The organism is Haladaptatus sp. CMAA 1909, from assembly GCF_043952005.1.
Taxonomy (GTDB): domain Archaea; phylum Halobacteriota; class Halobacteria; order Halobacteriales; family Haladaptataceae; genus Haladaptatus.
In genome coordinates this window covers 1,178,721-1,202,525 of record NZ_JBIOAV010000001.1, presented here as the reverse complement: position 1 = coordinate 1,202,525, position 23,805 = coordinate 1,178,721, and the positions used below count along the sequence as shown (strand labels likewise).

The following is a 23,805-nucleotide window of genomic DNA, read 5'->3' as shown; positions in this document are numbered from 1 at the left end:
TATCGTCTCAGAGCTAGTGGAAACCGATCCCATTATTTGGAGAGTCACGTCCTTCGCCTTCACAAGCCTTATCGACAAATCGAACCGTAACGTCATCACATGGATGAAACTGACGTTCGAACCGTTCTCCGAACGGTCGAGGATCCCGACCTCGGCGAAGATATCGTCTCTCTCGGCCTCGTAAACGACGTGACGGTCGAAGAGTGGACAGCACGGATTTCACTCGCGCTCGGTGCGCCGTACGCACCCCACGAATCCGAGATCGCCAGTCGCGTCCGCGAAGCGCTCGGCGACGAGGGGATCGATACCGAACTCTCGGCGCGCGTCGATACCCAACTCTCGCCGGAAGAGCAAGTGCTTCCCGGCGTCAAAAACATCATCGCGGTCGCATCCGGAAAGGGTGGCGTCGGAAAAAGCACCGTCGCGGTCAACCTCGCCGCGGGACTCGCTAACCTCGGCGCTCGCGTCGGTCTGTTCGACGCCGACGTTTACGGTCCCAACGTTCCTCGAATGGTCGATGCCAACGAACGACCACGAGCCACCGAGGAACAACAACTCGTCCCGCCGGTGAAGTTCGGCGTGAAACTGATGAGCATGGCGTTCCTCACCGGGAAGGATGACCCCGTGATTTGGCGCGGCCCTATGGTTCACAAAGTCCTCACTCAACTCTGGGAAGACGTCGAATGGGGCCAGTTAGACTACATGGTCGTCGACTTGCCGCCCGGGACCGGCGATACACAGCTCACGCTCCTTCAGAGCGTCCCCGTCACGGGTGCCGTCATCGTCACGACACCCCAACAGGTCGCGATCGACGACGCGAACAAGGGGCTGCAAATGTTCGGCAAGCACGACACCCCTGTTCTCGGAATCGCCGAAAACATGAGTACCTTCAAATGCCCGGACTGCGGCAGCGAACACGACATCTTCGGTCACGGCGGCGGAGTCGAGTTCGCCGAGGACCACGACATGCCCTTCCTCGGTTCGATTCCGCTCGACCCCTCCGTCCGAAGTGGCGGCGACGAAGGAACCCCCATCGTCCTCGACGACGACAGTGACACCGGAGGTGCGTTCCGCACCCTGACCGAAAACGTCGCCAACAACGTCGGTATCATCAACCGCCGCCGACAGCAAGGGGAGTAAACGATGGCAGGCGAATCCGAACCGTTCGCCCCCGACAAAGAGCGAATGGAAACGCTCCGCGACATCGGCGACGACATCCGCGGCGAGTCGAGCGAGAGCAAACTGGTCGCCGCGATGCTCTACCGGGTCAGCGACCTGTTCGACCCGAACGAGGAGACGACGCCGCGTGACATCTTCCTCAACATGCGCCAAATCATTCGGACGAAGGAAGAGACCGGTCGATAGACCAGTCGATAACCCACTCCGGAGGTTCTATCGCCAGCGTCGAATGAAAAACACACCGACGAGGACGATCATCCCGAGGTAGAACACCGGAATCCCAGCAACTTCGCGGTTCCCACTCAGCTTTTCACCGAGACTTTGGGAGTACGTGTCGTTTTCGTACTCGTAGTGGTTGTTCATCCACGTTGGACGAACCGGCTGGAACGATTCGTTCCACTGTTTCGTCCCCTCTCCTGCTTTCCCGACGAATCCGACCTGGTCGAGTCCACCCTGCTTGTTCGTGAGGTTGCCGGTGTACAGACGAACTTCGCCCGCAATCTTCGACCCACGCTCATCGAGCAGTTCGACCTTCACTGTCGTCGAATTGTTGGGTTGTGGTGACGGTGTATAGTAACTGCCGTCCGTTCCAATAGTGTGGACGAACAACTTCGTCGGATATCGTCGTATAGATGGATTGACCAGCGTCACGTAGGCCACAGCGGACGGTTCGCCATCGATCATTCCATCAGCTACCGTGACGTTTTCGATATATGGAGTCGGAATTTCCTGTGTTGATGATGCGTTGATCTTCTTGGTGAAGTTGTAGGTGGTATACTTTCCCACGGTTGAAATTGTCACGGTATGGTTGTTCTTGACGGCATCTAATCCATCTGTTATCTGGATATGCTTGGAGACATTTTCACCTGATTGAAGATCGAAGAAGCTCCGAGTGTACCGCGTATCATCAACATAAATGACGAACCCAGCATTCTGTAAATATCTGGATGAGGGATTCCGAACTGAAACATGAAATACCTCCCCAACCATTATTGATTTGACACAAATGCCTCGAGGAGATTGTAGTGTTCTCTCCTTTCCGACCTTCGATACTGAACAGTCAGAGGCGTTTATTGTGTCAGAGCCAGCAGCAACTACTGAAACTGATACCAACAGTAGAAGTAGCATTAAACCAACGAAAGTTTTCACTTCACATCTCATATAGCAGATTGGATCTTGAAAATATATAAAATTAATGTGTCAGGTGATGCAGTGCGTTTCTCCATTACAGCTATTCTTCGTCTCCTCATCATGAATCAACAATTGATATTTCATTTCACTTTTAGTCAACAATCCATAATATGATTGACTGATGACTTTATCACCTACCGTATCATTCCGAATCTCTCCACCTTGGGTGACGTACTGCTGAACGACATTTACTTTTGCAGTCACATAGGTCATCACGACGGTATCCTTTTCCAGATAATGGTCAACAGTTGCAGTTTTAGTACCGGTCGGTTTCTTCAGACTCCATGTTATTTTCGGACGATAGCTTCCGATTCGCCAGTTGTCAGCTTGAGTGAGCGACATCGCGACGTCCCGCTTCGCCGTGGTGGACTTTTGTTGCCACTCGTACTGAGCATCTCGAACCTTTTCTCGAGTTTGTACACCGTAGGTGTAGTCGACGCGGGTATGCCGTTCCGAATACTCGAACCGATACTGCGTCTTGTATTCGGCGTCCTCGACCTTCACTCGTTTTCGATTCCCCGTGGCCCAATCATCGAAATGGAACTTTTGGTACGACCAGTAGGTGCTCGTCCTGGGCACCGTATACGTGTACTCCTCTGTCGTCGTGTAGGTTCTCGTGACCGTCGTCGTGTACGTGTACTCCTCCGGGACTTCGAGGCAGATTCCGTACGGACTGCACTGCATCACGTACTTCGTATCCGTTTTCGTCACTTCGACTTGCTTTGTCTTCCGGACCGTTCTCGTTCCCGTTTTCTCCACTCTGTACTCGTGAGCATATTCCTTCAACGTTCGATACTCGGGTGGGTGCGTTTGTACCCGGCGCGTTCTTCCAGTGAATGTTCCTCTGCCCGATTTCGAATCGCGCCATTCGTGTTCGGTGGTCGTGTAAGTGTGTTTTTCCGCTTCACGACCCGTGGACCACCAGTCCGGATGTCCTTGTAGGAATGCGGACTGCTGTAGTTCATTCGAGAATGAACGATCTACATCCTCGTATTTCGCATCCTCCACCTTTTTGCGCTCTTCAAGAGTATATTCGAAGCCGTCACGACTCTTCGAGTCAATCGTGTACCCCTTCGAAAGGTAGTTGTCGCGTTTCGAGGGCGACGTTGCGAGTTTCCACTTATAAGTCGGTCGTTTGACCAGATACTCCGTACTCTTTATTCGAGGATTCTTCCAGACTGTTCCGTATGCCCGTAACACCTCAACCTCCGGGATCTCGACCTCTTTATTCGTCTCCGGTTTGTCTTGATTATAGACTCGGAGTTTCGGACGCTCACTCGGGTCAAAAAGTTCAGACGCAGGGATTTCCACGACACCAGTGTAGAATCGCGGGTCGCTAATGTTAATCTCATCCGGAGAGATCACTCTTTTCTGCCAATTATCAACAGTCCCCGTGGCACCTTCGATAGACAGCCCCAGTTTGTAGTATAGATGATAGCTGTTTTTACTGAATTGATACTGATCCGTAGTAACTCGCAAACGTACTGTATCGTTCGGTTTGTAGGGTCCTTCCGATAGGACAGTAACGTCTTGGACGTTCGGTACGTAGTCATCGAGGAAATTATACTGGCGACGAGAGGTGAGGCCATATTCATCCTCTACTTCTAGCTCAGCAAACTCGACCGATCGAAATTTCGCAGTCATGTTATCGGGTGTAATCGGTTCGGCACCCTTTTTCCAAGTGAATTTTAACTCTGAACCATCCGGGTCAAAAGAATCGCTCGCATCAACAACCATTCCCCAATCTGATGGGTTGTAACCGGTTGTCCCATCGTTGATAACTGTCAGACGGATTTCAGGAGAGCTCGGTTTTACACGAAGTGTGAACTCTTTTGTAAATGATTTTTCGAGATTCCCTGTCTTTCCATTCACTATGTTATAATCTCTACTCATTCTGTAATTTTTTGGGAATTTCCCTGAAAAATGAGAATCTATAATCAAATCACCGTCTTTTTGTCTCCGAGATTGATCTATTTTCTTCACATAGCGACGTTCTCCAACCGGTACAATTCGAACATCCTCCGGATCAACTCCATTCAGATCTATCTTCGTGACGTGGTGTGCAGTGTACCGCTTCGGATCGATCCGCTCGTCGTACGAGTCGACATTGTTTTTCACGAAGCCTGACTGGATGATCTCCGGCATTTTTGCGGGAGTTAGCGTTCGTTCAAGCGTACTCGTTTGCCCTCGTGTGTCGACGGCGGTCACGGTGAGCGTGTACTGCTTCCCTGCTTCGAACTTTTGGGAGTCGAACGACACCGTCCGATAGCGCTGCATTCTCCCGGGAGAAGTGGCATCCATCTTGGTATGGCCGATCTCCGTTCCGCCGAGTCGGACGTGTACCGACCGAAGGTTATCGTACGGATCCGACCCAGTAGCGCGGCCGGAAACTGCACCGTAACTGTCCAGCGATGGCAACTCGACGCTGGGTTTGGGGTCGGCGACAACGGTCGTTGACCCGTCTGAAAAGCGGGCGATGTCGTTGGATCCATCCGAATATGTGACCATCGCATACAAGGAATGGTCCCCCGTTTCCCAATCGGTCGTGATCGATCTCCCGCTTCCAAGTCGAGCGCCATCCCCGAACCAACTAACGGAACGAACGTGGCTCGAACTGGGTGCGGATTGCACACTGTAGGACCCTCGAAGCGGCCGCGTCCCTGTAACTACCTCGTCGCCGGTAATCGTCGGCAAGTATTCCTCAGCGATTGGGGTAGATGAGGGAGAATCGGGCGTCGGTTGAGGTTGTTTTCGACTCCGTCGAATAGACAGGTCGAACGATTCGGTATCGGTTTGCCCGTCCGAATCGTAAACGGTGGCGGTAATGGTTCGTGTACCGGTGTTCGGAAACGATCTCGTGATGGTGTCGACATCGTTTGCTTCCGAAAGCGAATCGGTTGCGATCGTCGTCCCGTCGAGCGACCAAACGATGTGGTCGAGCGGAGCGGAACCGGCATCGACGGTCGCGGAGTAGACGGCTTGCTCTCCTACCCGAGGAGTTTCCGGACCCGAGACATCCACCTCCGGGTTCGCTCCCGGGGAGACGGTGACGTAGAGTGTGTCCTGACTTTTTGCGCCGTCCTCGTCGGTAACCGTCACGGAAACGATGTACGTCCCGACGGCGTTCGGTCGGAATCGGGTTCGAGAGCAATTCGGGCAATTCGGTGTGATGGTTCGCCCGCCGCGGGTTTCTATCGACCAGTCGTATCGCTCGATAGTTCCGTCCGGGTCGTGAGAGCCGGTTGCGTCGAGGAGAACTGTGCTTCCGCGCGAGACGTGCTGGTCGAGTCCAGCGTCTGCGAGGGGCGGTTCGTTTGCCGTCGTTACTGGCGGGAGAACCGACGTGGCGAGAAGTAGTAGCACGAGGGTGCTTGAAACGACTCGATTCATTCGTTCGACGGACTTTGTATCCTTTTACTTTAAAAAGTTATTTGATTTATCCTATTTCTTATATTGAAATAGTAGAAAGAGAAAACAACGCAACGAGTAAGTTATCCGCAATAGCCTCCTAATTGACGTTCAGTTATCCATTAATAAATAGGAAGTTTTTTCACGCGAAACGCCCGAAATCAGCCGCTACGGGGCATCTATCACAATAGTTCCTTGCTAATCTATGGCAAAGGCTTTACCACCTAGCGACTCAACTCTTATCCACCAGGCCGGGAGGCCAGGAGCTTCAATTATGACGGATGACGAACTCATCTGGCGAATCGCAGGCGGTTCCGGAGACGGAATCGACTCGACGAGTCAGAACTTTGCAAAAGCCCTCATGCGAGCAGGGTTACACGTATTCACGCACCGGCACTATCCGTCGCGTATTCGCGGCGGCCACACCTACGTGGAGATTCGCGCGGGAGACCACGAAGTCAAATCGCGCGGGGACAACTACAACTTCCTCCTCGCGCTCGGAGACAGCTTCGCGCGGAATCCACAGGAAGAAGCCTACTACGGCAACGAAGAGATAAAACCCCTGACGGAGAACTTGGACGAACTCCGCGAAGGCGGCGTTATCATCTACGATTCGGGACTGCTCGACACGGACGACGTCCCGGACTTCGAAGAACGTGTCGAGGAGAACAACTGGCACGTCTTCGACTTGGACCTTCGCGGACTCGCCAAGGAGTACGGCCGTGAAATCATGCGGAACACGGCTGGTATCGGCGCGACGTGCGCCATCATCGGTCTCGACCTCGATATCGTGGAAGAGCTGATGAGCGAAGCCATGCCGGAGAAGATCCTCGAGCCGAACCTCGAGGTTCTCCGCGCGTCGTACGAGGACCTCCAGGAGAACTACGACACGGACGTCGGCGTCACGGTCCCCGAGAGCGACTACGACGACGACCAAGTTCTGGTCTCCGGCAGTCACGGTATCGCCTACGGTGCCATCGACGAGGGATGCCGGTTCATCGCCGGATATCCCATGACACCGTGGACCGACGTGTTCACCATCATGACCCAGCACCTCCCCGACCTCGGCGGAATCTCCGAACAGGTCGAGGACGAAATCGCCGCCGCCTCGCTCGCAATCGGTGCGAGCCACGCGGGCGCAAAGGCGATGAGCGGGTCGTCCGGTGGCGGATTCGCGCTGATGTCCGAACCGCTCGGACTCGCGGAAATCACTGAGACGCCCATCGTGTTGGTCGAATCGATGCGCGCAGGCCCCTCCACGGGGATGCCGACGAAGCCGGAACAGGGCGACCTCGAACACGTCCTGTACACGAGTCAAGGCGACTCGAACCGCGTCGTCTTCGCGCCGGGTGATGCGCGTGAATCGTACATTCAGACGCGAAAGGCGTTCGAACTCGCGTACAACTACCAGATTCCGAGCATCATCCTCTACGACCAGAAACTCTCCGGCGGTCACGAGACGGTTCCGGAATCCACGTTCGACCGCGAGCCGAATCCGGACATCGGCGAAGTCGTAACCGAGGAGGAAATCGAGCAAGGCGAGCGCCTCGCCGGTCGGTTCAAGCGCTACCGCTACGACGGCGAGAACGGCGTCAGCCCGCGGTCCCTTCCGGGACAGAAGGGCGGCAACTTCCTCGCGTCCGGTAACGAACACAACGAGGCCGGTCACATCAGCGAGGATGCGGACAACCGCGTCACGCAGATGGACCGACGGATGGAGAAGCTCACCGCGATCCGCGATGATCTCGACTCGATGGATGAGTCCCACCAGACCGCTTACGGCGAGGACGACGCTGACTACGCCATCCTCAACTTCGGTAGCACGAAGGGTGCCGTCGAAGAGGCAGTCGACATGCTGAACGAGGACGGCCACTCGGTCAAGGCCATGAACGTCAGCGACATGGTGCCGTTCCCGAAGAACGAGGTCAACGCGTTCCTCGAAGACGTCGACGAGGCACTCGTCGTCGAGATGAACGCCACGGCACAGTTCCGCCGCCACATTCAGGCGGCGACCGGCAAGCACGGCGACAAACTGTACAGCCTGCTGAAATACGACGGCAACCCGTTCGAGCCGACCGACATCGTAGACGGCTTCGAAGCACGACTCGACGGCAGTGCCGAGCCAGCGCACAACACGCGCATCGAATCCGCAACGGGTGACTGAAAATGAGTGTATTCAACGCAATCGAAGAAGAACGAGAAATCGACGTGAACGAGTTCACGCCCAGCCTCGAACCGCAGGCGACGTGGTGTCCGGGCTGTGGTGACTTCGGCGTCCTCAAGGCGCTGAAACAGGCGATGCCCGAGGTGGGCCGAACGCCAGACGAAACGCTCCTCGTCACGGGTATCGGCTGTTCCGGGAAGCTTTCGAGCTACTTCCAGAGCTACGGCTTCCACTCCATCCACGGGCGGTCCCTGCCGGTCGCGCGCGCGGCCAAACTCGCCAACCCCGACCTCGAAGTCATCGCCGCCGGCGGTGACGGAGACGGCTACGGAATCGGCGGGAACCACTTCATGCACACGGCTCGTGAGAACCACGACATGACCTACATCGTCTTCGACAACGAGATCTTCGGACTGACGAAGGGGCAGACGTCGCCCACGTCGCCGAAAGGTCACAAGTCGAAGACCCAACCGCGCGGAAACGCGAAGAGCCCGATTCGACCGCTCTCGCTCTCGCTGACCTCGGGTGCGACGTACGTCGCGCGAACGGCGGCCGTCAATCCGAATCAGGCGAAGGAAATCCTCGCCGAGGCCATGGAACACGACGGGTTCGCACACGTGGACTTCCTCACGCAGTGTCCGACGTGGAACAAGGACGCAAAGCAGTACGTCCCGTACATCGACGTGCAGGACAGCGACGACTACGACTTCGACATCCACGACCGCCGTGAGGCGATGGAAGCGATGCACGACGCCGAGGACGCGCTCTACGAGGGCAAGGTCCTTACCGGTCGCTTCTACGTGGACGACGAGCGCCCCTCCTACCAGCAGGAGAAACAGTCGACGGGCGACATGCCGGAAACGCCGCTCGCGGAGCGGTACTTCGACGACGATTACGAGTGGGAGCGTAGCTACGACCTGCTCGACCGGCACAAGTAATCTCGTTTCACCGTTCTCGACGTTTCGAACAAGGTTTTCGTGGCCGTCAATGTGTTTTTCACTTCGCAAGGTATTTTTTCCTGTGCGGGAAACATACCGGTAACATGAGCACGGAATCGACCGAAGACCGGATTCTCCGCGTGTTAGAGGACGATGCACAGGCGTCGTACTCGGAGATAGCGGATCGGGCCGGTGTTTCGAAACCGACCGTTCGAAAATACATCGAGAAGCTCGAAGACGAGGGCGTCATCGTCGGCTATTCGGCGGAGATAGACCCCAAAAAGCTGTCCAGCCAGAGCATCGCGCTCGTCGGTATCGACGTCGAAAGCGAACGCTACGTCGAGGCGACCCGAGCGCTACAGGAGTTGGCGGACATCGACACGCTCTACACCTGCAGCGGCGACCACATGCTGATGGCCGAAGTGCGTGCGCCGAACGGCGGCGCCGTCGGGAGCGTCATCAGCGACGAAATTCTCACCATCGATGGCGTGACCGCGGCCCATCCGTCGTTCCTTCAAGAGCGCCTCAAGTAACTCGTATCGGTTCTCGACCATCGTTCGACGCATCAGTCACGGCTTTCTCCGGGAGTTCCGTAACGGGACGCGGTGGCTCGGGGCTTTCGTCGTGAGATCGTAGCGTCCGTTGCCACCAGCCGACGCTCCGCCACGCGTCGTTTTTGTACCCCACGTCCTCGTACGTTCCGACGTGTTCGAAGCCGAGCGATTCGTGCAGGCCGACGCTGGCCGCGTTCGGGAGCGCGATTCCTGCGTACGCGTTGTAGAATCCTTGCGCTTCGAGAAGCGAGAACAACGCCCGATAGAGTCCCTTTCCGACCCCCGACCGGCGATACTCGGAGTGGATGTACACGGAAACGTCCACCGACCACTGATACGCCTCGCGCGAGCGATGGGACCCGGCGTAGGCGTATCCGAGGAGGTCCCCGTCCAGTTCACAGACGAGCCACGGATAGGTCGGGAGTGTCGCTCGGATCCGGTCCGCTATCTCCTCGGAATCCGGTGGCGTCGTCTCGAACGAGATGACCGTCTCGCGGACGATGGGTGCGTAGATGGCCGCGATTTCGGCGGCATCGGTGATTTCGGCGAGTCGAAGGCTGAGCATGCAGGGAGTAGAACGCGGACCGAAATAAATCGCTGTCGGACTGGTTGCGCATAAGACGTTTAAGCCGAGGGACGGAATCCGAAACGATGGCCACGTATCAGCGCGAAGTGTGGGTCGATGCGCCGTTCGATGAGGTCTGGCGGTTCTACTCGACCGTGGACGGCTTGGAAGCGTTGACACCGGAGTGGATGAACCTCCGCGTGGAGGAGGTCCGCGGACCGGACGGGGACTCTGACCCGGACGTGCTGGAAGCGGGAACGGAAATCCGAATGTCGCTCCGACCGTTCGGAACGGGGCCGCGCCAGCGATGGACCTCGACAATCGTCCAGCGGACGGAGGAGGACGGGGCCGCGATGTTTCGAGACGAGATGGACGGGGGACCGTTTCCCGAGTGGCAACACACCCACCAGTTCTACGCCGGAGACGGGAAAACGCTGGTTCGAGACGTGGTGGACTACCGATTCCCGGCGCTCGGCGAAACGGGAAGTCCGTTCGCGAAGGTGGGCTTCGAACCCATGTTCGCATATCGACATCGAAAGACGAAGGACTTGCTGGAGCGATGAAGTTTATCCCCGTTAGGGTGGTAGCTGTCACCGTATGTCAGACGTAGCTGTTATCGGCGGCGGCCCAGCCGGATTGAGTGGGGCACTGTTCACCGCGAAAAACGGTCTCGACACGGTCGTTTTCGATACGGATGACACCGCGATGCACGCAGCCCACCTGTTCAACTACCTCGGAATCAAGAGCATCGACGGCGGCGAGTTCATGGAAACAGCCCGCGAGCAGGTGGACGAACAGGGTGTCGAACGAAAGCAGGGCGAGGAGGTAACGGGCGTCGAACGGTCGGAGGACGGATTTACCGTTATAACGGACGACGGCGAGTACGACGCCGCCTACGTCATCTTCTCTACCGGGCGGTCACGCGACATGGCCGAGGACCTCGGCTGTGAACTGAACGACGACGGCACGGTGAAGACGGACATGGACAACGAAACGACGGTCGAAAACGCCTACGCCGCCGGGTGGTCGGCCCGCTCCGATAAGATTCAGGCGGCGATCTCCGTCGGCGGCGGTGCGGCCGCTGGCTTGGACATCCTGAGCACGGAAAAGGGACGTGCCTTCCACGACTTCGACACACCGGAGGACGCGGAGTAGGCTACTCGATGGACTCGCCGTAGTCCCCGCCGAACTTCATGAAGAAGTAGCCCAGCGAGAGGGTGAACGCTAGCGCACCGGAGGTGGCGAGGCCGAGCGTCTTCGCGTTGCCCGGAATCGCCGGTTCCGACGAACCGCCGCCGGCAGCACCAACGGTGATGGTGCCGGTCATCCCGGCGCTCTTGTGCGGCGAACAGTGATACGCGTACTCGCCGGCCGTACTGAACGTGTGCGAGTAGGTGTAGCCCGTGTCGAACAACTCGCTCGCGCTTCCCGTCCCTTCCCAGCCAGCGCCTTCGGGTTGGCTTTCGGGCACGACGTTGTGGCCGTCCGATTTCCAGACGAACTTCACGGTCGTTCCGGGCGTCACCGTCAGCTTGTCCGGGTCGAACGTGAGGTCGCCGCCCGGCCCGACGATCACTTGTTTCGTCGCTCCACCGCCGCCGCCGGAACTACTGTTCGAGCTGCTATTTCCACCGGAACTCGTCGTCCCGCTTTCCTGTGCAGCCGCCGTTCCGGCTGCACCAGCCGCGACGACGCCCGCAGAACCGAGGAGAAATCCACGTCGAGTAACCGATTCGTCCGCTTCCCCATCTGTCATGGCCGGGGGTTAGTACCGGTGGGTACTGAATACTTTGGTTTGCCTACGACCTTTTTCTACGGTCGAACGTTCGTGGCGGGTCGGATCGACCCGCCACGAACCGTCTCCCTGAAAAAGCTCGACCAAAAGCACCACGTCACCCCACTTCCGTCGCTCCTTCCAGTCGCTCCGTCGGGGGTTCCTCGGCCCGTTCGCTCGCTTCGCTCGCTCACGGTGAGTACGCTTGTCGTGGAATTTCATCCAGCCTATCGCTCCCTCCGGTCGCTCACCGAGAAATAGCGACCGTAGGGAGCGGTTGGCCATTGAGACGACCGCCAGAAATCGGCTATCGACGCAAATCCCGGGGATGAGCAAGCGATGGAACTTCTCGAACGCTTGGAGACACAGTCGCTTGTCCCTAGCGTCTTCACCGGAAAATCTCCGATTTTCCGGGCCGACGATCGAGCGGAACGTAGTGGAGCGAGGGAGGAGTGCTTTTGGTCCAGCTTTTACAGGGAGCCAGCAAGAGCGATGGCATTCGCCATCGCTCTTCCCGCGACCGTCGTAAAAGGTGGTGGCTGAAAGGTGGGGTTTATAATGCGTAATCGTGGCTGCCGTCCTCGGTTTCGAGGAAAGCGGTGAGGAGGTCGATGGTCGCCGACACGTCGTCGCCGTTGGCGCTCTCGGTGACGGTGTGGAGGTAGCGCGTCGGAATCGAAATCGCGCCGACCGGTTTCGCGCCGTAGGTGTTCTGGAATCCAGCGGTGTCGGTGCCACCCGAGGGAAGGACTTCGAGTTGGTACGGGATGTCGCGTTCCTCGGCCACCGAGCGCATCCGGCGGTGGACTTTCGGCGTCGTGACGACGCTTCCGTCCTTGAGTTTTATCGCGGTTCCGTCGCCGAGAGTGGTCACGTAGTCACGCTCCTTGCTGACCGCGGGAAAGTCGTTGGCGACGGTCACGTCGAGGGCGACGGCGAGATCGGGATCCACGTCGACGCCCAACGCGGTGGCACCGCGGAGGCCGACTTCCTCCTGTACAGTGGCACAGAAGTGAATCGTCGCGTCAGGGTTTTCGATCCGCTTTGCCGCCTCCAGCATGGCGAAGAGACAGATCCGGTCGTCGAGCGCCTTGCCGGAGACGTTCTGACCCACCTGCACCGTCGTCTGTTCCATCGTGACGATATCGCCGACGGAGACGCGCTCGTTCGCCTCGTCCGCCGGAAGGCCGAGGTCGACGTAAACGTCCTCGACGTCCTCTTCCCCCTCGTCGCCGTCGAGCAGGTGCGGCGGGACCGATCCGATGACGCCCCGGAGGTCGTCGTCCGCGGTGTGGACGACGACGCGCTGCGCTCGCAGCACGCGGGAGTCCCATCCGCCGAGCGCGTCGAGCGAAACGAACCCGTCGTCGTTCACGTGCCGAACCATGAACCCGATTTCGTCCATGTGGGCAGCGACTGCGACGTCGTAGTCCGCAGACCCCTCTATCGTCCCGACGACGTTCCCCATCGCGTCAGTGTGGAGTTCGTCGACTTCGCCCTCCAACTCCCGCCGAACGATGTCTCGAATTCGGTCCTCGTACCCCGCCGCACCGTTCGTTTCGGTCAGTTCACATAGAAGTTCGAAATCGAAGTCGAATGCCATACCGAACCTCCTTCCTATCCCCGTATAAACCTCTCTGAACCGGAGAATAAACTCACAACGAGTGTATCGTGGTTCCGGAACGTTTTTGCCGTTTACTCACACAATGGCGGACATGGCTGACAAAGAAACGGAATTCCGACAGCAGTTTCACGACGCATTCGAAGGCGCAGACTACCCCGTCAGCAACCCGATGGAACTCGTTCCGGCGCTGCCGAACGGTCCCGGAACGCGTTTCGAAGCAGGCGACACCAGTTTTACCGCGATGGAACTGGCGACGAAGATGAACGATGCACAGGATTTCCCCTACGCCGACGTCGACGCCCTCGTCGATGACCTCATCGAGGGGCTGAAACAGAAGGACATGCTGTAACTACGATTCTTCTTCCTTGTCCGGGAGTGCAAGGAGCAGTACCTCCCACAAGTCGTGTTGCTCGTTGAACCGACTGTCGAGGATCCTGTCGTTTTCTCCGAGCGGAATCGGCTGTTGTGGCTGTGAGACTTCGAGCCACGTCAGGGTTGGCTCCGTGATTTCCATTTCCGCGATGTCCGCGGTTCGTTCGGTCTCCGCCCCGTACTCACCCATCTCTCGTTCGTGACGTTCCATCGTAGACCCCGTGCCGGATACCACAGCACTGCACATAACTGTGCTGGCGACGCTCAAACCGAGGGACGAAGTGACCGAAAAACATCGGCGTTCCGGCGTCAGCGGTCCACGTCTGGGTTTTCAGGGACCGCGGCGCGCTGGTCCGGATGGCGCGGGTGTCCGTTCGCGTACACGTGGTCGAAAATGGCGTCCACGTCGTAGCCGTCGTGTGCTTCGGCAGCATTCACGGCTTCCGCCACTTTCTCTTTTGCCTCCTCGCGAAGCGCGGCGTCGTCCTCGTCGGTCCAGCCGTGTTCGGTTTCGAGGTACTCCCGAGTCCGGTCGAGCGGGTCCTTCTCGGCCCACGCATCGACTTCGGCGTCGTCGCGGTACTTCGTCGGGTCGTCGGTCGTCGTGTGGGCACCCTGTCGATACGTGACCGCTTCGACGAGAATGGGTTCGCCGTCCTTCGCGCGTTGGAGTGCGTCCGAGACGGTTCGATAGACGGCGAGTACGTCGTTTCCGTCCACTCGAACGCCTTCGAAGCCGTAGGCATGTGCCTTCTGGGCGATGGTGGCGCTCGCGGTTTGGCGCTCCCACGGCACCGAAATCGCCCACTGGTTGTTCTGACAGAAGAACACCGTCGGCGTCTCGAACACCCCCGCGAAGTTCATCGCCTCGTGGAAGTCGCCCTCGCTCGTCGCTCCGTCGCCAAAGCTCGCGAGAACGGCACAATCGTCGGCCTTGTAGTTCGCGCCCATGCCGACGCCGACGGCGTGGGGCAACTGGGTGGCGATGGGTATCGTCGGCGGGAAGGTTCGCAATCCCTCCGCTTCCTCACGGTCCACGTAGTTTCCCGCCCCCGAGAGGTGGAGCAGGATGTCCCGAATCGCGTGTCCGCGGGTGATGTATATCCCGTGGTCGCGGTAGGTCGGGAAGCAGAAGTCGTCCGGCGAAAGCGCGTATGCCGCTCCGACTTGTGCTGCTTCCTGTCCCTGCAAGGGCGCGTAGGTCCCGATTCGCCCCTGCCGGTGGAGCGAGACGGCTTTCTCGTCGAATGTGCGGGCGAGTACCTGTAATCGGTACATCTTTTTCACGTCCGCCGAGGAGAGATTCACGTCCCCTTCGACATTGCCATCGAGTCCGACCACGCGCGCCATATCGGGTGCTTGTGAAGCCATATCTTGGAATCACCGACTGTCTATCGGTCAAACGCCATCGTTCGTTATAAAGCATCGGCTTGAACGGTATATTGGGAACAATCGGGAGGTGGTTTAAGTATCCGAATTATAAATCGTCGGAGATTATCCCGAAAGTGACGGAATAACCGACGATTTGTCAGGATGTTACGTTTCGAAACATTTAGGCGGGGGCTGAGAGATGTGTAGGCGTATGTCACAGTGGATCGGGCGGACGTTCACGAGCGACGCGGGATGGAATTTCCTCGAAACGATAGTCGATATCGGGAACCGTATGACGGGAAGCGACGGCGAACGAGCGGCCGCGGAAGTCACCCGCGACGCGCTCGCCGAGGCCGGCGCACGGAACGCCCGGTTGGAAGAGTTCGGCGTACAGGGCTGGACGCGGGGATCCAGTTCCATCGAAGCTGGCGAGACGACGCAGGACAGCATCGCGCTCCCGCGCAGTCCCGCCGGAAGCGTCGACGGTGAGTTGGTAGACCTCGGCTACGGACTCCCGGACGACTTCGAGAAACACGACATCGAGGGGAAGGTCGTGATGGTCGCCTCGAACGTCCCGAGCTACTTCGACCGGTTCATCCACCGACGGGAGAAGTACTACTACGCCGTCGACGGCGGTGCGGCCGCCTTCGTCTTCCGAAACCACGTCGAGGGCTGTCTCCCGCCGACCGGCAGCGTCGGCACCGAAGCGGACCCCATCGGCGACATCCCAGCAGTCGGCGTGAGCAAAGAAGTCGGCGCACGGCTCTCCCGGCGTTGGGAAGGCGACGACGTGACGGTTACCGTCGACGCCGATGCGTACGACGCGACCAGCCAGAACGTCCACGCCGAACTCGGTCCGGACACCGAGCAGGAAGTCCTCGTCACCAGCCACATCGACGCCCACGATATCGCCGAAGGTGCGATGGACAACGGCGCGGGGACGGCCATGGTCGTCGAGATGGCGAACGCGCTCGCGGAGCGCGAGGACGAACTCGACACGAAGGTCCACTTCGTCGCCTTCGGTGCCGAGGAGGTCGGACTCGACGGGTCGTCGCACATGGCGAGCGTCACCGACTTCGACGGCATCAAGGCCATCCTGAACAACGACGGCGTGGCCCGAGGGCGAACGCTCACGTTCACCACGCACGGGTTCGACGAACTGGACGACGCGGCCCACGAAATCGCGGACCGGTACGGCCACCCCGTCTCGACGATTCCCGAACAGGGACCACACAGCGACCACTGGCCCTTCGTCCAGTGGGGCGTTCCGGGCTACCACGTCATGAGCGAGACGGGCGACGAGGGCCGAGGGTGGGGCCACACCTTCGCCGACACGTTGGACAAGGTCGAAGTACGTAATCTCCGCGAACAGGCCATCCTCCTCACCGAACTCGCGGTTCTCCTCGCGAGCGACGAGTTTGAGGTCGAACACAAGGCGCCCGCGGAAATCGCCGACGCGCTCGAAGCCGAGGACCAAGCGGCGGGGATGAAAATCATCGGCGACTGGCCGTACGACGAGTAACCCGTCACGCGTTTTTACGCCACGAGTTTACTCGAAGCGCGGTATCCTTTTCAGGTCGGGGTGAGACTGTTCAGGTAATGACCGAACCACACGACCACCACGAACGGAGGCCAGAATGCGTGTAGGTGTCGTACCGAGCGCGGACGGCGATTCCATCGAGAAAATCGACGCCGCACTCGGCGACGACGCCGAGTGGACGGTGAGCGAGGACGCGAGGACCGTCCTCGATGCGAACCCGACCGTCGTCGTCGCGGTGGGCGAGCGGGCGATCACGGACCTCGTGCGTGCCGATGCGTCGGTTCCCATTCTCCCGGTCGATGCGGGACCGGGACTCGAAAGCGTCCCGCTGACCGACGTCGAATCCGCCATCGAGGACCTTCTCGCGGGAAAGTGGACGACGACGGGTCGCCCCCTCCTCTCGGCGACGGTCGACGGCGAGTACGTGGCCGATGCGCTGTTCGAAATGACACTCGTCACGAGCGAACCCGCACGAATCTCCGAATACAGCGTCAACGTCGAGGACGAACGTGTGTCCCAGTTCAGGGCGGACGCCGTGGTCGTCGCCACGCCGACCGGGAGTTTAGGGTACGCACGCGACGCGGGTGGGCCGGTGGTCGAACAGGGCGCGGGCGTCGTCTCGGTGGTCCCCGTCGCGCCGTTCGCCATCCACGTGGACGACTGGATACTCCGCGGCCCGGTGACGCTGGCCGTCGAACGGGACGAGGACGCGGTGGAACTCCTCGCCGACGACCAATCGGTCCGTGCCGTCGAACCGCACGAACCGGTCGAAATCACGTTCGGCGGCGTGCTGGAACTCGTCAGCGTGGAATCGAGTCGGCGGTTTTTCGCCGAGTGACGGAGCGGCCCAATTGGAAAGAATATAATACGCTGTCGCACAGAGTTTCGAGCATGCAACCCCTATCATTACTCGGGCCCATCGATGTGCTCGAACCTTACGCGGGTTTCGTCGTTTTCGGACTCGTGTTGGTCAACATGTTGACGCGCATCCTCGCGTCGCGTAACTACGAGAAACAGGCGAAAGACGACGACACGGAGACACTGAGTCGCTGGATTCCGCACGAGGTCAGCAACGTCCTGCTGGTCCTCTCGGCGTTCTACTTCCTGACGCTGCACCACCACGGCGGTATCGTCCTCTCGACGCTCGTCCTCGGTCTCGTCATCACGGACTTCTTCGAAATCGAAGCCCGTTCCGTCGAGCTTCGCCGGGGCCTCCCGCTCGAAAAGCCCAAAGCCGCCGTCTTGGCGTCCGTCATCGTCCTCATGTATATCGGCTACGAGACGGTCTTCTTCATCATCAAACCGCTCTGGGACACCGTTATCTGAAACGGTCCCGTCGCTCCCGTTTTTCTTCTCGTCTCCGAGTCCCGAGTCGTGGGATTTCGATTATTGATGGACGCTTGGCTTCGAGTACGTACTCTCGCACTCGTTGTCTCACCACGCGCCGAGAATCAGAAAAAAGCGAAAGACAGGGTCGCCGGATTCAGTCCTTGCGCTTCACGACATCGCCCAGCGTGTAACTGCCGGTCGAACTGCCGCCGCTCCACTCCTCGTCGTCAGCCCCGGCGCTACCGACGGTGAGGCTGATGTCGAGTTTCTTCTCCAGTTTCTTCTGCACGCTGTCGCTGGGCAGGATGTCGCCGTGTTCGAGTTTGCGGATGAGGCTCGCCTTCTCGTTGAGGTCCTTGGCGAGGTCCTCCTGACTCAGACCGGTCGATTCGCGCGCGTTGCGGATTCTGTCGTCGTAATCCTGCGCTATCTCCTCCATATCGTCGAACATGTCCTTCCGGCGCGAACGCGACCCGCCGGACGACCCTGAACTGCCAGTGCTGGTGTTCGAGTTACCCGAAGACGAGGACGTCGAATACTTGGTCGAGGTGGAAGAGGACTGCTGAGTCTTCACCTCGGTCCCGAAGTCGGCGCAGTTGTCGCACACGTCGAGCTCCGCGCCTTCGACTTTGATAGTCTTGGGAGACGCCGTTTCGGCACCGCACATCTCACACTGAACCATACGTGCTATTTACCGTCTCGACTCATAAATGGCACGCCACGTCAGGCCAAGGCGCGCCACGAATAGTAGAAGCGCTGGAGCGCCGTGAAGTGGCCGACGACGGCGAACAGGACGAGGAGGAGCGCCACGACGGAATAGCCGCCGACGGATTGGACGAACGCTGCCAACGCACCGACGACGCCGATGAGCGCCAACCGGTCGGCACGGCCGAGGAGGCCGCCGTAGACGCGGTCCAGTCCGACCGCCTGTGCCTGCGTGCCGAGGTACGATGTCATCAGCACGCCAGTTATAGCCGCTAACCCGAGGGCGTACTCGCCGATTCCCGCCGCGAACCCGACGATGAGGATGATGTCGGCGTAGCGGTCGAGGACGTGGTCGAGCAGGTCGCCAGCGGGCGAGTCGGTACCGAGTTCGCGGGCGAGCGCGCCGTCCAAGATGTCGAGCCAACCGTTCAGGAAGACGAGAACGCCGCCGACGAGATACCAGACGGGGTCGTCCGGGGCGACGTAGAACGCCACCCCGGCACCACCCGCGAGGACGAACGCGACGATACTCACCGCGTTGGGCGTCAATCCGAGGGTTCTCGACGCCGAGACGAACGGTCGAAGCGCGCGGTTCGCGACGGGACGAAGTTGGTCGAGCATTAGAGGTACTCCAGATAATCGACTGTTCCGGCGGACGGTTCTCTCTCGCCGCGAATAACCGCCTCGATATCCGACGCGACGGCCTCGGGCGTTCGGTCGGTCGTGTCGATTTCGTAAACCGACTCCGCGCCGTGTTCCGCGACGGATTCGGACAGAATCACGTCGAGGGCTTCGCTCTCGGCGTTCTCGTCGGCTTTCGCCGCCGTTTCGCCGCGTTCGAGCAGTCGCTCGCGCAACTGCTCGGGCTGACAGCGCAGCACGACGACCTTCTCCGCGTCGAAGTGGTGTGCGAGGTGCGAGTCGAGGAGCAACCCGTCGCCGCCGTCGCCCCGTTCGTCCAACCACTCCCGAATCGCGTCGAAGTTCGCATAGAGGCTTCCGCGCTCCTCGTCCGTCCCGTCGTGGAGTTCCTCCTCCCGAATCGCGTCGTTCAGGTGGACGGTTTCGAGGTCGGATTCGACCAGTCCGGTCGCCGTCGTCTTGCCCGTGCCCGGCGTCCCGGTGACGGCGACCCTCACGTGGACAGCACCTCGTTGAGTTCGCGCACCGCGCGGCGCGTTTCCTCCTCAGTCCCGCAGGTGATGCGCACGCAGTCGGGAAGCCCGAAACTCGTGCAGTCCCGAAGGATGACGCCGCGCTCTTGGACCGCCTCTGCGACCCTGTCCGCGTCCCCGACATCCGCGAGGACGAAGTTTCCGTGGCTCTCCCACGTCGGCGCATCGAGGTTCTCGTAGATGTACTCTCGCGCCCAGCGAGCCGTCTCGACGGATTTCTCGACGTGGTCGTCGTCCGTGAGCGCCGCGAGGCCGCCCCGGCAGGCGAGTTCGCTGGCCGCGAAGGGCGTGTTCACGCGTGCGTACGCGTCGGCCCACGCCTCGGGGACGACGGCGTAGCCGAGACGGATCCCCGCCAATCCGTACGCCTTGGAGAAGGTACGCAGGACGGCGACGTCATCACGCAGTGCGTGATTGCCAGATGCGCCGACAGGTGCGTCGCTGTCATCGCGCGGAGAGGGATTGCCAGACACGCCCTCTGGCGTGTCGTTGTCATCGCGCTCCGACAACAGGGAAATCGCGCTCGGCGCGTCGGCGTACTCGCCGTAGGCTTCGTCCACGACGACGAGCGTCTCCTCGTCGGTTTCCTCGGCGATTTCAGTCACAGCGTCGAGCGAGAACCGGCCGCCAGAGGGATTGTGCGGACTGGTCAGGTAAACGATTCGCTCGCCGTCGTACCCCGAGAGTACGGTGTCGGCGGTCAGCGAAAAACCGTCCTCCGGGGAGAGGTGATACTCGTTCACCTCGCCGTGGTGGTAGCGAGCGCTCATCCCGTAGTAAGCGAATCCGGGGGTGGGGACGAGGACGGAGTTGCCCGGGTCGAGCATGGCGCGCGCGAGGTAATCCAGCGCGCCGTCGCCGCCGTTCGCCAGCCAAACTTGCTCGTCCGAGACGTTCCAGCGGTCGGCGAGGCGTGCGGTGAGGTCCGTATGTGACGCTTTCGGGTACGTGCTCGCGTTTCGGGCGGCGTCTCGAATGGCCTCGACGGCCGCCGGACTCGGACCGAAGGGGTTCTCGTTGGATGCGAGTTTCACGAGGTCGTCCGGGTCGATTCCGAGTTCCCGAGCGACCTCCTCGATGCCCCGTCCGGCCTGATACGCGACGTGCGCGGAGAGGTCTCGTGGTTCCATGTCGGGAGGTGTCACCGACCGGTCTTAAGCGTGGCCACCCGCGGCCAGCACGACTAAGCGATTTCCGACCGACTCAGCCGTGAGGTACAATGACACACCATCTGCATCGCGAGAGCCAACGCAATCAGGAGGGCGAATCCGAGACGCAACGGTACGGCGGCCCGCGGGAGCAAGGACAGGGACGGGTGGGGAACGGGGGACAGACGAGACAAGGACGAGGGGAGCGGCGAAAACGAACGAACCAGCAACGGCGATACGGATCGAAAGCCGGCCATCGTCGAGGCGGCAACGAACGAGGACAGCGACACGAACACCGGCAGCGACAGCAAGAGCGGAAACGCTACGGCCGTCATCGACGGAGCGAACGGCGGGGCGGGTCCGAACGGGACCTGAGCGACGTCGAGCGAACCGTGATTCGTGGCGGCAGACAGGAGCGAAAGCAACGGCAGGAACGCCTACAGCGGGAACGGCGATACGGGAAACGACGGCAGCGCGGCGACCATCGCCAGCAGCAACGACACCAGCAAGAACGCGAACCGGAACGGCGATGGCAGCAACAGCACCGACAGCAGCGACAACGACGCGAGCAGCAACGTTCGCACGAACCCAGTCCGAAGCGGTTCGAGCGTCTTCAACGCTAATAACCGTCCTTGCGTTTTCAGCCAGAGACCTCATGCGGGGGAACGATGTAGCGCTGATAGCATGACATTCGATTCGTCCGCTGACGGGGGAGCACAATGACGCAGATCGGCTACACCATCTCGAGCGAGGAGCACGGGCCGAACGAACTGGTAGACCACGCCGTCCGCGCTGAGGAGGTGGGCTTCGAGTTCGCGTCCATCTCGGACCACTACCACCCGTGGATAAGCCAGCAGGGGAACGCGCCGTTCGTCTGGTCCACGTTGGGTGGGGTCGCACGGGCGACGGACGATTTGCCGGTCGGAATCGGCGTGAACTGCCCCATCATGCGAATCCATCCGGCCGTCGTCGCACAGGCCGCCGCCACCGCCGCCACGATGTTCGAGGGGAAGTTCTTCCTCGGCGTCGGAACGGGCGAGCGACTGAACGAACACGTCACCGGCGAACACTGGCCGGAACACGCGGTTCGGACCGAGATGCTCGAAGAAGCCATCGAAATCATCCGCAAACTGTGGCAGGGCGGACAGCAGAGCTACTACGGCGACCACTTCACCGTCGAAAACGCGCGTCTCTACACGCTCCCCGAGGAACCACCCGACATCATCGTCTCCGCCTACGGGAAGCGGGCGGCGCGGGCCGCCGCGGAACTCGGAGACGGGTTCTGGAGCGTCGGCCCGCAGGACACCGTGGAGACGTGGGAGGAGGCCGGCGGCGAGGGACCGCGGTATAGCCAAATGACCGTCTGTTACGCGGAGGACGAGGAGGAGGCCATCGACACTGCTCACGAATGGTGGCCGAACAGCGCACTCGCCGGCGAACTCAACTCGCAACTACCGACGCCGACGCACTTCGAGCAGGCCTGCCAGATGGTCACCCGCGAGGACATCGCGGAGGGAAGCATCGTGACCGACCCGGACCCGGAGACGCACATCGAGAATTTAGAGCAGTTCGCCGACGCGGGGTACGACCACGTCTACGTTCACCAGATCGGCCCCGACCAAGACTCCTTCTTCCGATTCTACGAGGAGGAAGTGTTGCCGGACGTGCAGTGAACGGCAGAAGAAACGCCCGAAAACTCGAAACGCCGTACGGTGCCGAGGGGATGGGATCGGGACCGTTCCCGACGACCACTTGCGCTGCCCGTACGCTCACTCGTCGGTCTCTTCGTCCACGTTCGCCTTTTCGTCCACGTCCGCCGCTTCGTTCTCATCCGCTTCCGTCACATGCGTAACCGACGACGCGTTCGACTTCGACCGACGGCGCACGAGCAGTACCGCCCCGACAGGAATCCCGAGGACGGCCAGATATGGGAGAAGGTACGCGATGCCGACGACGAACGCCCTAAGCATGACGACGACGCCATCGACCGAATCGAGGAACGCGGAGACGACGCCCGTGTCGTACCACGATTTCTCGGCGGGGGTTTCCGCCTCGGAATCCGGTTGCGGTTCCTGCATCCGCACCGTCACCGTCGAGTAGGCGACCCGTCCTTCGAGCGATTGCTGTTTCGCTTCCAGTCGCTCGATGTCGGACTGGACGGCGGAGAGACGCTTTTGGACGGCGAGAACGTCCTCCGTGTCGCTCGCGTTCTCGTAAAGCGCCCGGAGTTTGTCGCGTTGTGATTGGAGGTTATCGAGGCGAGCCTTCAAATCGACCAACTGGTCGGTCACGTCCTCGGTCCCCGTGTTCGACTCCTGGACTTCCCCCGCCTGCTTGGCCCGTTCGAAGAACGCCGAGAAGTCGTCCTTCGGGATACGGAAGACGACTTTTCCGGTGGTCCACGTGTCGTTGCCGCGTCGATGGACGCGCTGGGAGGAGTCGCTGACGAATCCGCCGCGTTCGCTGGCAAACTCGGTCAGCACCCGGCTCGCGTTGTCGAAGCTCTCCACCGACAGCGAGAGGTCGCCGGTTCGGATGAGCATCCGTTGCTGGACGACCAGCGCGGATTGTGCCGGCGACCCTCCGTCGGCTTGTCCGTCTCCCGCGTTGCCGCCGCCCGAACCGCCGCCGTCGGAACGACCGGTATCGTAGTTCCCGTTCTCCTTTGCAGCGTCGTCCCCGCCCATGCCGGAGCAGCCGGCGAGCGCGACGAGGAGGACCAGCGAAAGGACGGCCAGTTTTCGAGTCCGTGTTGTCATGGGAGATAC

At 60.1% G+C, this 23,805-nt stretch carries 26 protein-coding genes; 14 read left to right on the top strand and 12 right to left on the bottom strand.

Going from position 1 to position 23,805, the window contains the following annotated elements; translation table 11 throughout:
- The first annotated feature begins 99 nt into the window (after window positions 1–99).
- Together ACGYLY_RS06695 and ACGYLY_RS06690 are read left to right on the top strand one after the other, a co-directional pair.
- Window positions 100–1,140 (top strand): Mrp/NBP35 family ATP-binding protein, encoded by a 1,041-nt coding sequence (locus ACGYLY_RS06695; RefSeq protein WP_395282392.1) that lies wholly within the window; start codon window positions 100–102, stop codon window positions 1,138–1,140.
- Between the two features lie 3 nt (window positions 1,141–1,143).
- Complete coding sequence (locus ACGYLY_RS06690) at window positions 1,144–1,365, top strand: hypothetical protein (protein WP_395282393.1); 222 nt, start codon at window positions 1,144–1,146, stop codon at window positions 1,363–1,365.
- A gap of 27 nt (window positions 1,366–1,392) precedes the next feature.
- Here ACGYLY_RS06690 and ACGYLY_RS06685 read toward each other — a convergent pair whose 3' ends face one another.
- Window positions 1,393–2,292 carry a hypothetical protein gene (locus ACGYLY_RS06685; RefSeq protein WP_395282394.1) on the bottom strand — a complete coding sequence of 300 codons (900 nt, stop codon included), beginning with the start codon at window positions 2,290–2,292 and terminating at the stop codon, window positions 1,393–1,395.
- Between the two features lie 87 nt (window positions 2,293–2,379).
- The gene (locus tag ACGYLY_RS06680) at window positions 2,380–5,760 is read right to left on the bottom strand and encodes a PKD domain-containing protein (RefSeq protein ID WP_395282395.1); all 3,381 of its coding nucleotides are present in this window, start codon (window positions 5,758–5,760) and stop codon (window positions 2,380–2,382) included.
- A 292-nt stretch (window positions 5,761–6,052) separates the two neighbouring features.
- On the opposite strand from ACGYLY_RS06680, the gene ACGYLY_RS06675 reads away from it, so the two are divergent.
- From ACGYLY_RS06675 to lrpA1, 3 genes are all read left to right on the top strand, one after another.
- A complete protein-coding gene (locus tag ACGYLY_RS06675) occupies window positions 6,053–7,942 on the top strand; it encodes a 2-oxoacid:acceptor oxidoreductase subunit alpha (protein WP_231183598.1) in 1,890 nt (629 codons plus the stop codon).
- Window positions 7,943–7,944: 2 nt separating this feature from the next.
- Window positions 7,945–8,880, top strand: a complete 936-nt coding sequence (locus ACGYLY_RS06670; protein ID WP_231183597.1) for a thiamine pyrophosphate-dependent enzyme — start codon at window positions 7,945–7,947, stop codon at window positions 8,878–8,880.
- 104 nt (window positions 8,881–8,984) lie between these two features.
- Window positions 8,985–9,413 (top strand): HTH-type transcriptional regulator LrpA1, encoded by a 429-nt coding sequence (gene lrpA1, locus ACGYLY_RS06665; protein ID WP_231183596.1) that lies wholly within the window; start codon window positions 8,985–8,987, stop codon window positions 9,411–9,413.
- On the opposite strand, the gene ACGYLY_RS06660 is transcribed toward lrpA1, so the two are convergent.
- Entirely contained in the window at window positions 9,406–9,999 is a 594-nt protein-coding gene (locus ACGYLY_RS06660; protein ID WP_395282396.1) for an arsinothricin resistance N-acetyltransferase ArsN1 family B, read from the bottom strand. The genes lrpA1 and ACGYLY_RS06660 overlap by 8 nt on opposite strands.
- 86 nt (window positions 10,000–10,085) lie before the next feature.
- On the opposite strand from ACGYLY_RS06660, the gene ACGYLY_RS06655 reads away from it, so the two are divergent.
- The gene (locus tag ACGYLY_RS06655) at window positions 10,086–10,562 is read left to right on the top strand and encodes an SRPBCC family protein (RefSeq protein WP_395282397.1); all 477 of its coding nucleotides are present in this window, start codon (window positions 10,086–10,088) and stop codon (window positions 10,560–10,562) included.
- Window positions 10,563–10,596: 34 nt separating this feature from the next.
- Window positions 10,597–11,154, top strand: coding sequence for an FAD-dependent oxidoreductase (locus tag ACGYLY_RS06650; RefSeq protein WP_395282398.1), 558 nt, complete (start codon window positions 10,597–10,599; stop codon window positions 11,152–11,154).
- A 1-nt stretch (window position 11,155) separates the two neighbouring features.
- Here ACGYLY_RS06650 and ACGYLY_RS06645 read toward each other — a convergent pair whose 3' ends face one another.
- A complete protein-coding gene (locus tag ACGYLY_RS06645; RefSeq protein ID WP_395282399.1) occupies window positions 11,156–11,755 on the bottom strand; it encodes a plastocyanin/azurin family copper-binding protein in 600 nt (199 codons plus the stop codon).
- Between the two features lie 72 nt (window positions 11,756–11,827).
- On the opposite strand from ACGYLY_RS06645, the gene ACGYLY_RS06640 reads away from it, so the two are divergent.
- The gene (locus ACGYLY_RS06640; RefSeq protein WP_395282400.1) at window positions 11,828–12,034 is read left to right on the top strand and encodes a hypothetical protein; all 207 of its coding nucleotides are present in this window, start codon (window positions 11,828–11,830) and stop codon (window positions 12,032–12,034) included.
- Between the two features lie 292 nt (window positions 12,035–12,326).
- On the opposite strand, the gene ACGYLY_RS06635 is transcribed toward ACGYLY_RS06640, so the two are convergent.
- Window positions 12,327–13,376: a M42 family metallopeptidase gene (locus tag ACGYLY_RS06635; RefSeq protein WP_395282401.1), complete on the bottom strand. Its 1,050-nt coding sequence runs from the start codon at window positions 13,374–13,376 to the stop codon at window positions 12,327–12,329.
- A 112-nt stretch (window positions 13,377–13,488) separates the two neighbouring features.
- Between ACGYLY_RS06635 and ACGYLY_RS06630 the strand changes: the two genes are divergently transcribed.
- Window positions 13,489–13,746, top strand: a complete 258-nt coding sequence (locus tag ACGYLY_RS06630; RefSeq protein WP_395282402.1) for an MTH865 family protein — start codon at window positions 13,489–13,491, stop codon at window positions 13,744–13,746.
- On the opposite strand, the gene ACGYLY_RS06625 is transcribed toward ACGYLY_RS06630, so the two are convergent.
- Window positions 13,747–13,980, bottom strand: coding sequence for a hypothetical protein (locus ACGYLY_RS06625; RefSeq protein ID WP_395282403.1), 234 nt, complete (start codon window positions 13,978–13,980; stop codon window positions 13,747–13,749).
- A gap of 98 nt (window positions 13,981–14,078) precedes the next feature.
- Entirely contained in the window at window positions 14,079–15,140 is a 1,062-nt protein-coding gene (gene pdhA, locus ACGYLY_RS06620; RefSeq protein ID WP_395282404.1) for a pyruvate dehydrogenase (acetyl-transferring) E1 component subunit alpha, read from the bottom strand.
- Between the two features lie 211 nt (window positions 15,141–15,351).
- On the opposite strand from pdhA, the gene ACGYLY_RS06615 reads away from it, so the two are divergent.
- The 3 genes from ACGYLY_RS06615 (at window position 15,352) to ACGYLY_RS06605 (ending at window position 18,006) form a co-directional block, all read left to right on the top strand.
- The gene (locus ACGYLY_RS06615) at window positions 15,352–16,662 is read left to right on the top strand and encodes a M28 family peptidase (RefSeq protein ID WP_395282405.1); all 1,311 of its coding nucleotides are present in this window, start codon (window positions 15,352–15,354) and stop codon (window positions 16,660–16,662) included.
- Between the two features lie 115 nt (window positions 16,663–16,777).
- A complete protein-coding gene (locus ACGYLY_RS06610; protein ID WP_395282406.1) occupies window positions 16,778–17,518 on the top strand; it encodes an ATP-NAD kinase in 741 nt (246 codons plus the stop codon).
- A 53-nt stretch (window positions 17,519–17,571) separates the two neighbouring features.
- Window positions 17,572–18,006, top strand: a complete 435-nt coding sequence (locus ACGYLY_RS06605; protein WP_395282407.1) for a hypothetical protein — start codon at window positions 17,572–17,574, stop codon at window positions 18,004–18,006.
- 157 nt (window positions 18,007–18,163) lie between these two features.
- On the opposite strand, the gene ACGYLY_RS06600 is transcribed toward ACGYLY_RS06605, so the two are convergent.
- From ACGYLY_RS06600 to ACGYLY_RS06585, 4 genes are read right to left on the bottom strand one after another with little or no spacing between them, the layout of a single operon-like run.
- Entirely contained in the window at window positions 18,164–18,691 is a 528-nt protein-coding gene (locus ACGYLY_RS06600) for a multiprotein bridging factor aMBF1 (protein WP_231183577.1), read from the bottom strand.
- A 41-nt stretch (window positions 18,692–18,732) separates the two neighbouring features.
- Window positions 18,733–19,335 carry a CDP-alcohol phosphatidyltransferase family protein gene (locus ACGYLY_RS06595; RefSeq protein WP_231183576.1) on the bottom strand — a complete coding sequence of 201 codons (603 nt, stop codon included), beginning with the start codon at window positions 19,333–19,335 and terminating at the stop codon, window positions 18,733–18,735.
- Window positions 19,335–19,853, bottom strand: coding sequence for an adenylate kinase family protein (locus ACGYLY_RS06590; protein WP_395282408.1), 519 nt, complete (start codon window positions 19,851–19,853; stop codon window positions 19,335–19,337). The genes ACGYLY_RS06595 and ACGYLY_RS06590 overlap by 1 nt, the downstream gene beginning before the upstream one ends.
- The gene (locus ACGYLY_RS06585) at window positions 19,850–21,019 is read right to left on the bottom strand and encodes an aminotransferase class I/II-fold pyridoxal phosphate-dependent enzyme (protein ID WP_395282409.1); all 1,170 of its coding nucleotides are present in this window, start codon (window positions 21,017–21,019) and stop codon (window positions 19,850–19,852) included. The genes ACGYLY_RS06590 and ACGYLY_RS06585 overlap by 4 nt, the downstream gene beginning before the upstream one ends.
- Before the next feature lie 89 nt (window positions 21,020–21,108).
- On the opposite strand from ACGYLY_RS06585, the gene ACGYLY_RS06580 reads away from it, so the two are divergent.
- Together ACGYLY_RS06580 and ACGYLY_RS06575 are read left to right on the top strand one after the other, a co-directional pair.
- The gene (locus ACGYLY_RS06580; protein ID WP_395282410.1) at window positions 21,109–21,660 is read left to right on the top strand and encodes a hypothetical protein; all 552 of its coding nucleotides are present in this window, start codon (window positions 21,109–21,111) and stop codon (window positions 21,658–21,660) included.
- A 96-nt stretch (window positions 21,661–21,756) separates the two neighbouring features.
- Window positions 21,757–22,710, top strand: a complete 954-nt coding sequence (locus tag ACGYLY_RS06575; RefSeq protein WP_395282411.1) for a TIGR03557 family F420-dependent LLM class oxidoreductase — start codon at window positions 21,757–21,759, stop codon at window positions 22,708–22,710.
- A gap of 96 nt (window positions 22,711–22,806) precedes the next feature.
- Here the strand turns inward: ACGYLY_RS06575 and ACGYLY_RS06570 are convergent, their stop codons facing one another.
- Entirely contained in the window at window positions 22,807–23,796 is a 990-nt protein-coding gene (locus tag ACGYLY_RS06570; protein ID WP_395282412.1) for a DUF4349 domain-containing protein, read from the bottom strand.
- Window positions 23,797–23,805 lie beyond the last annotated feature (9 nt).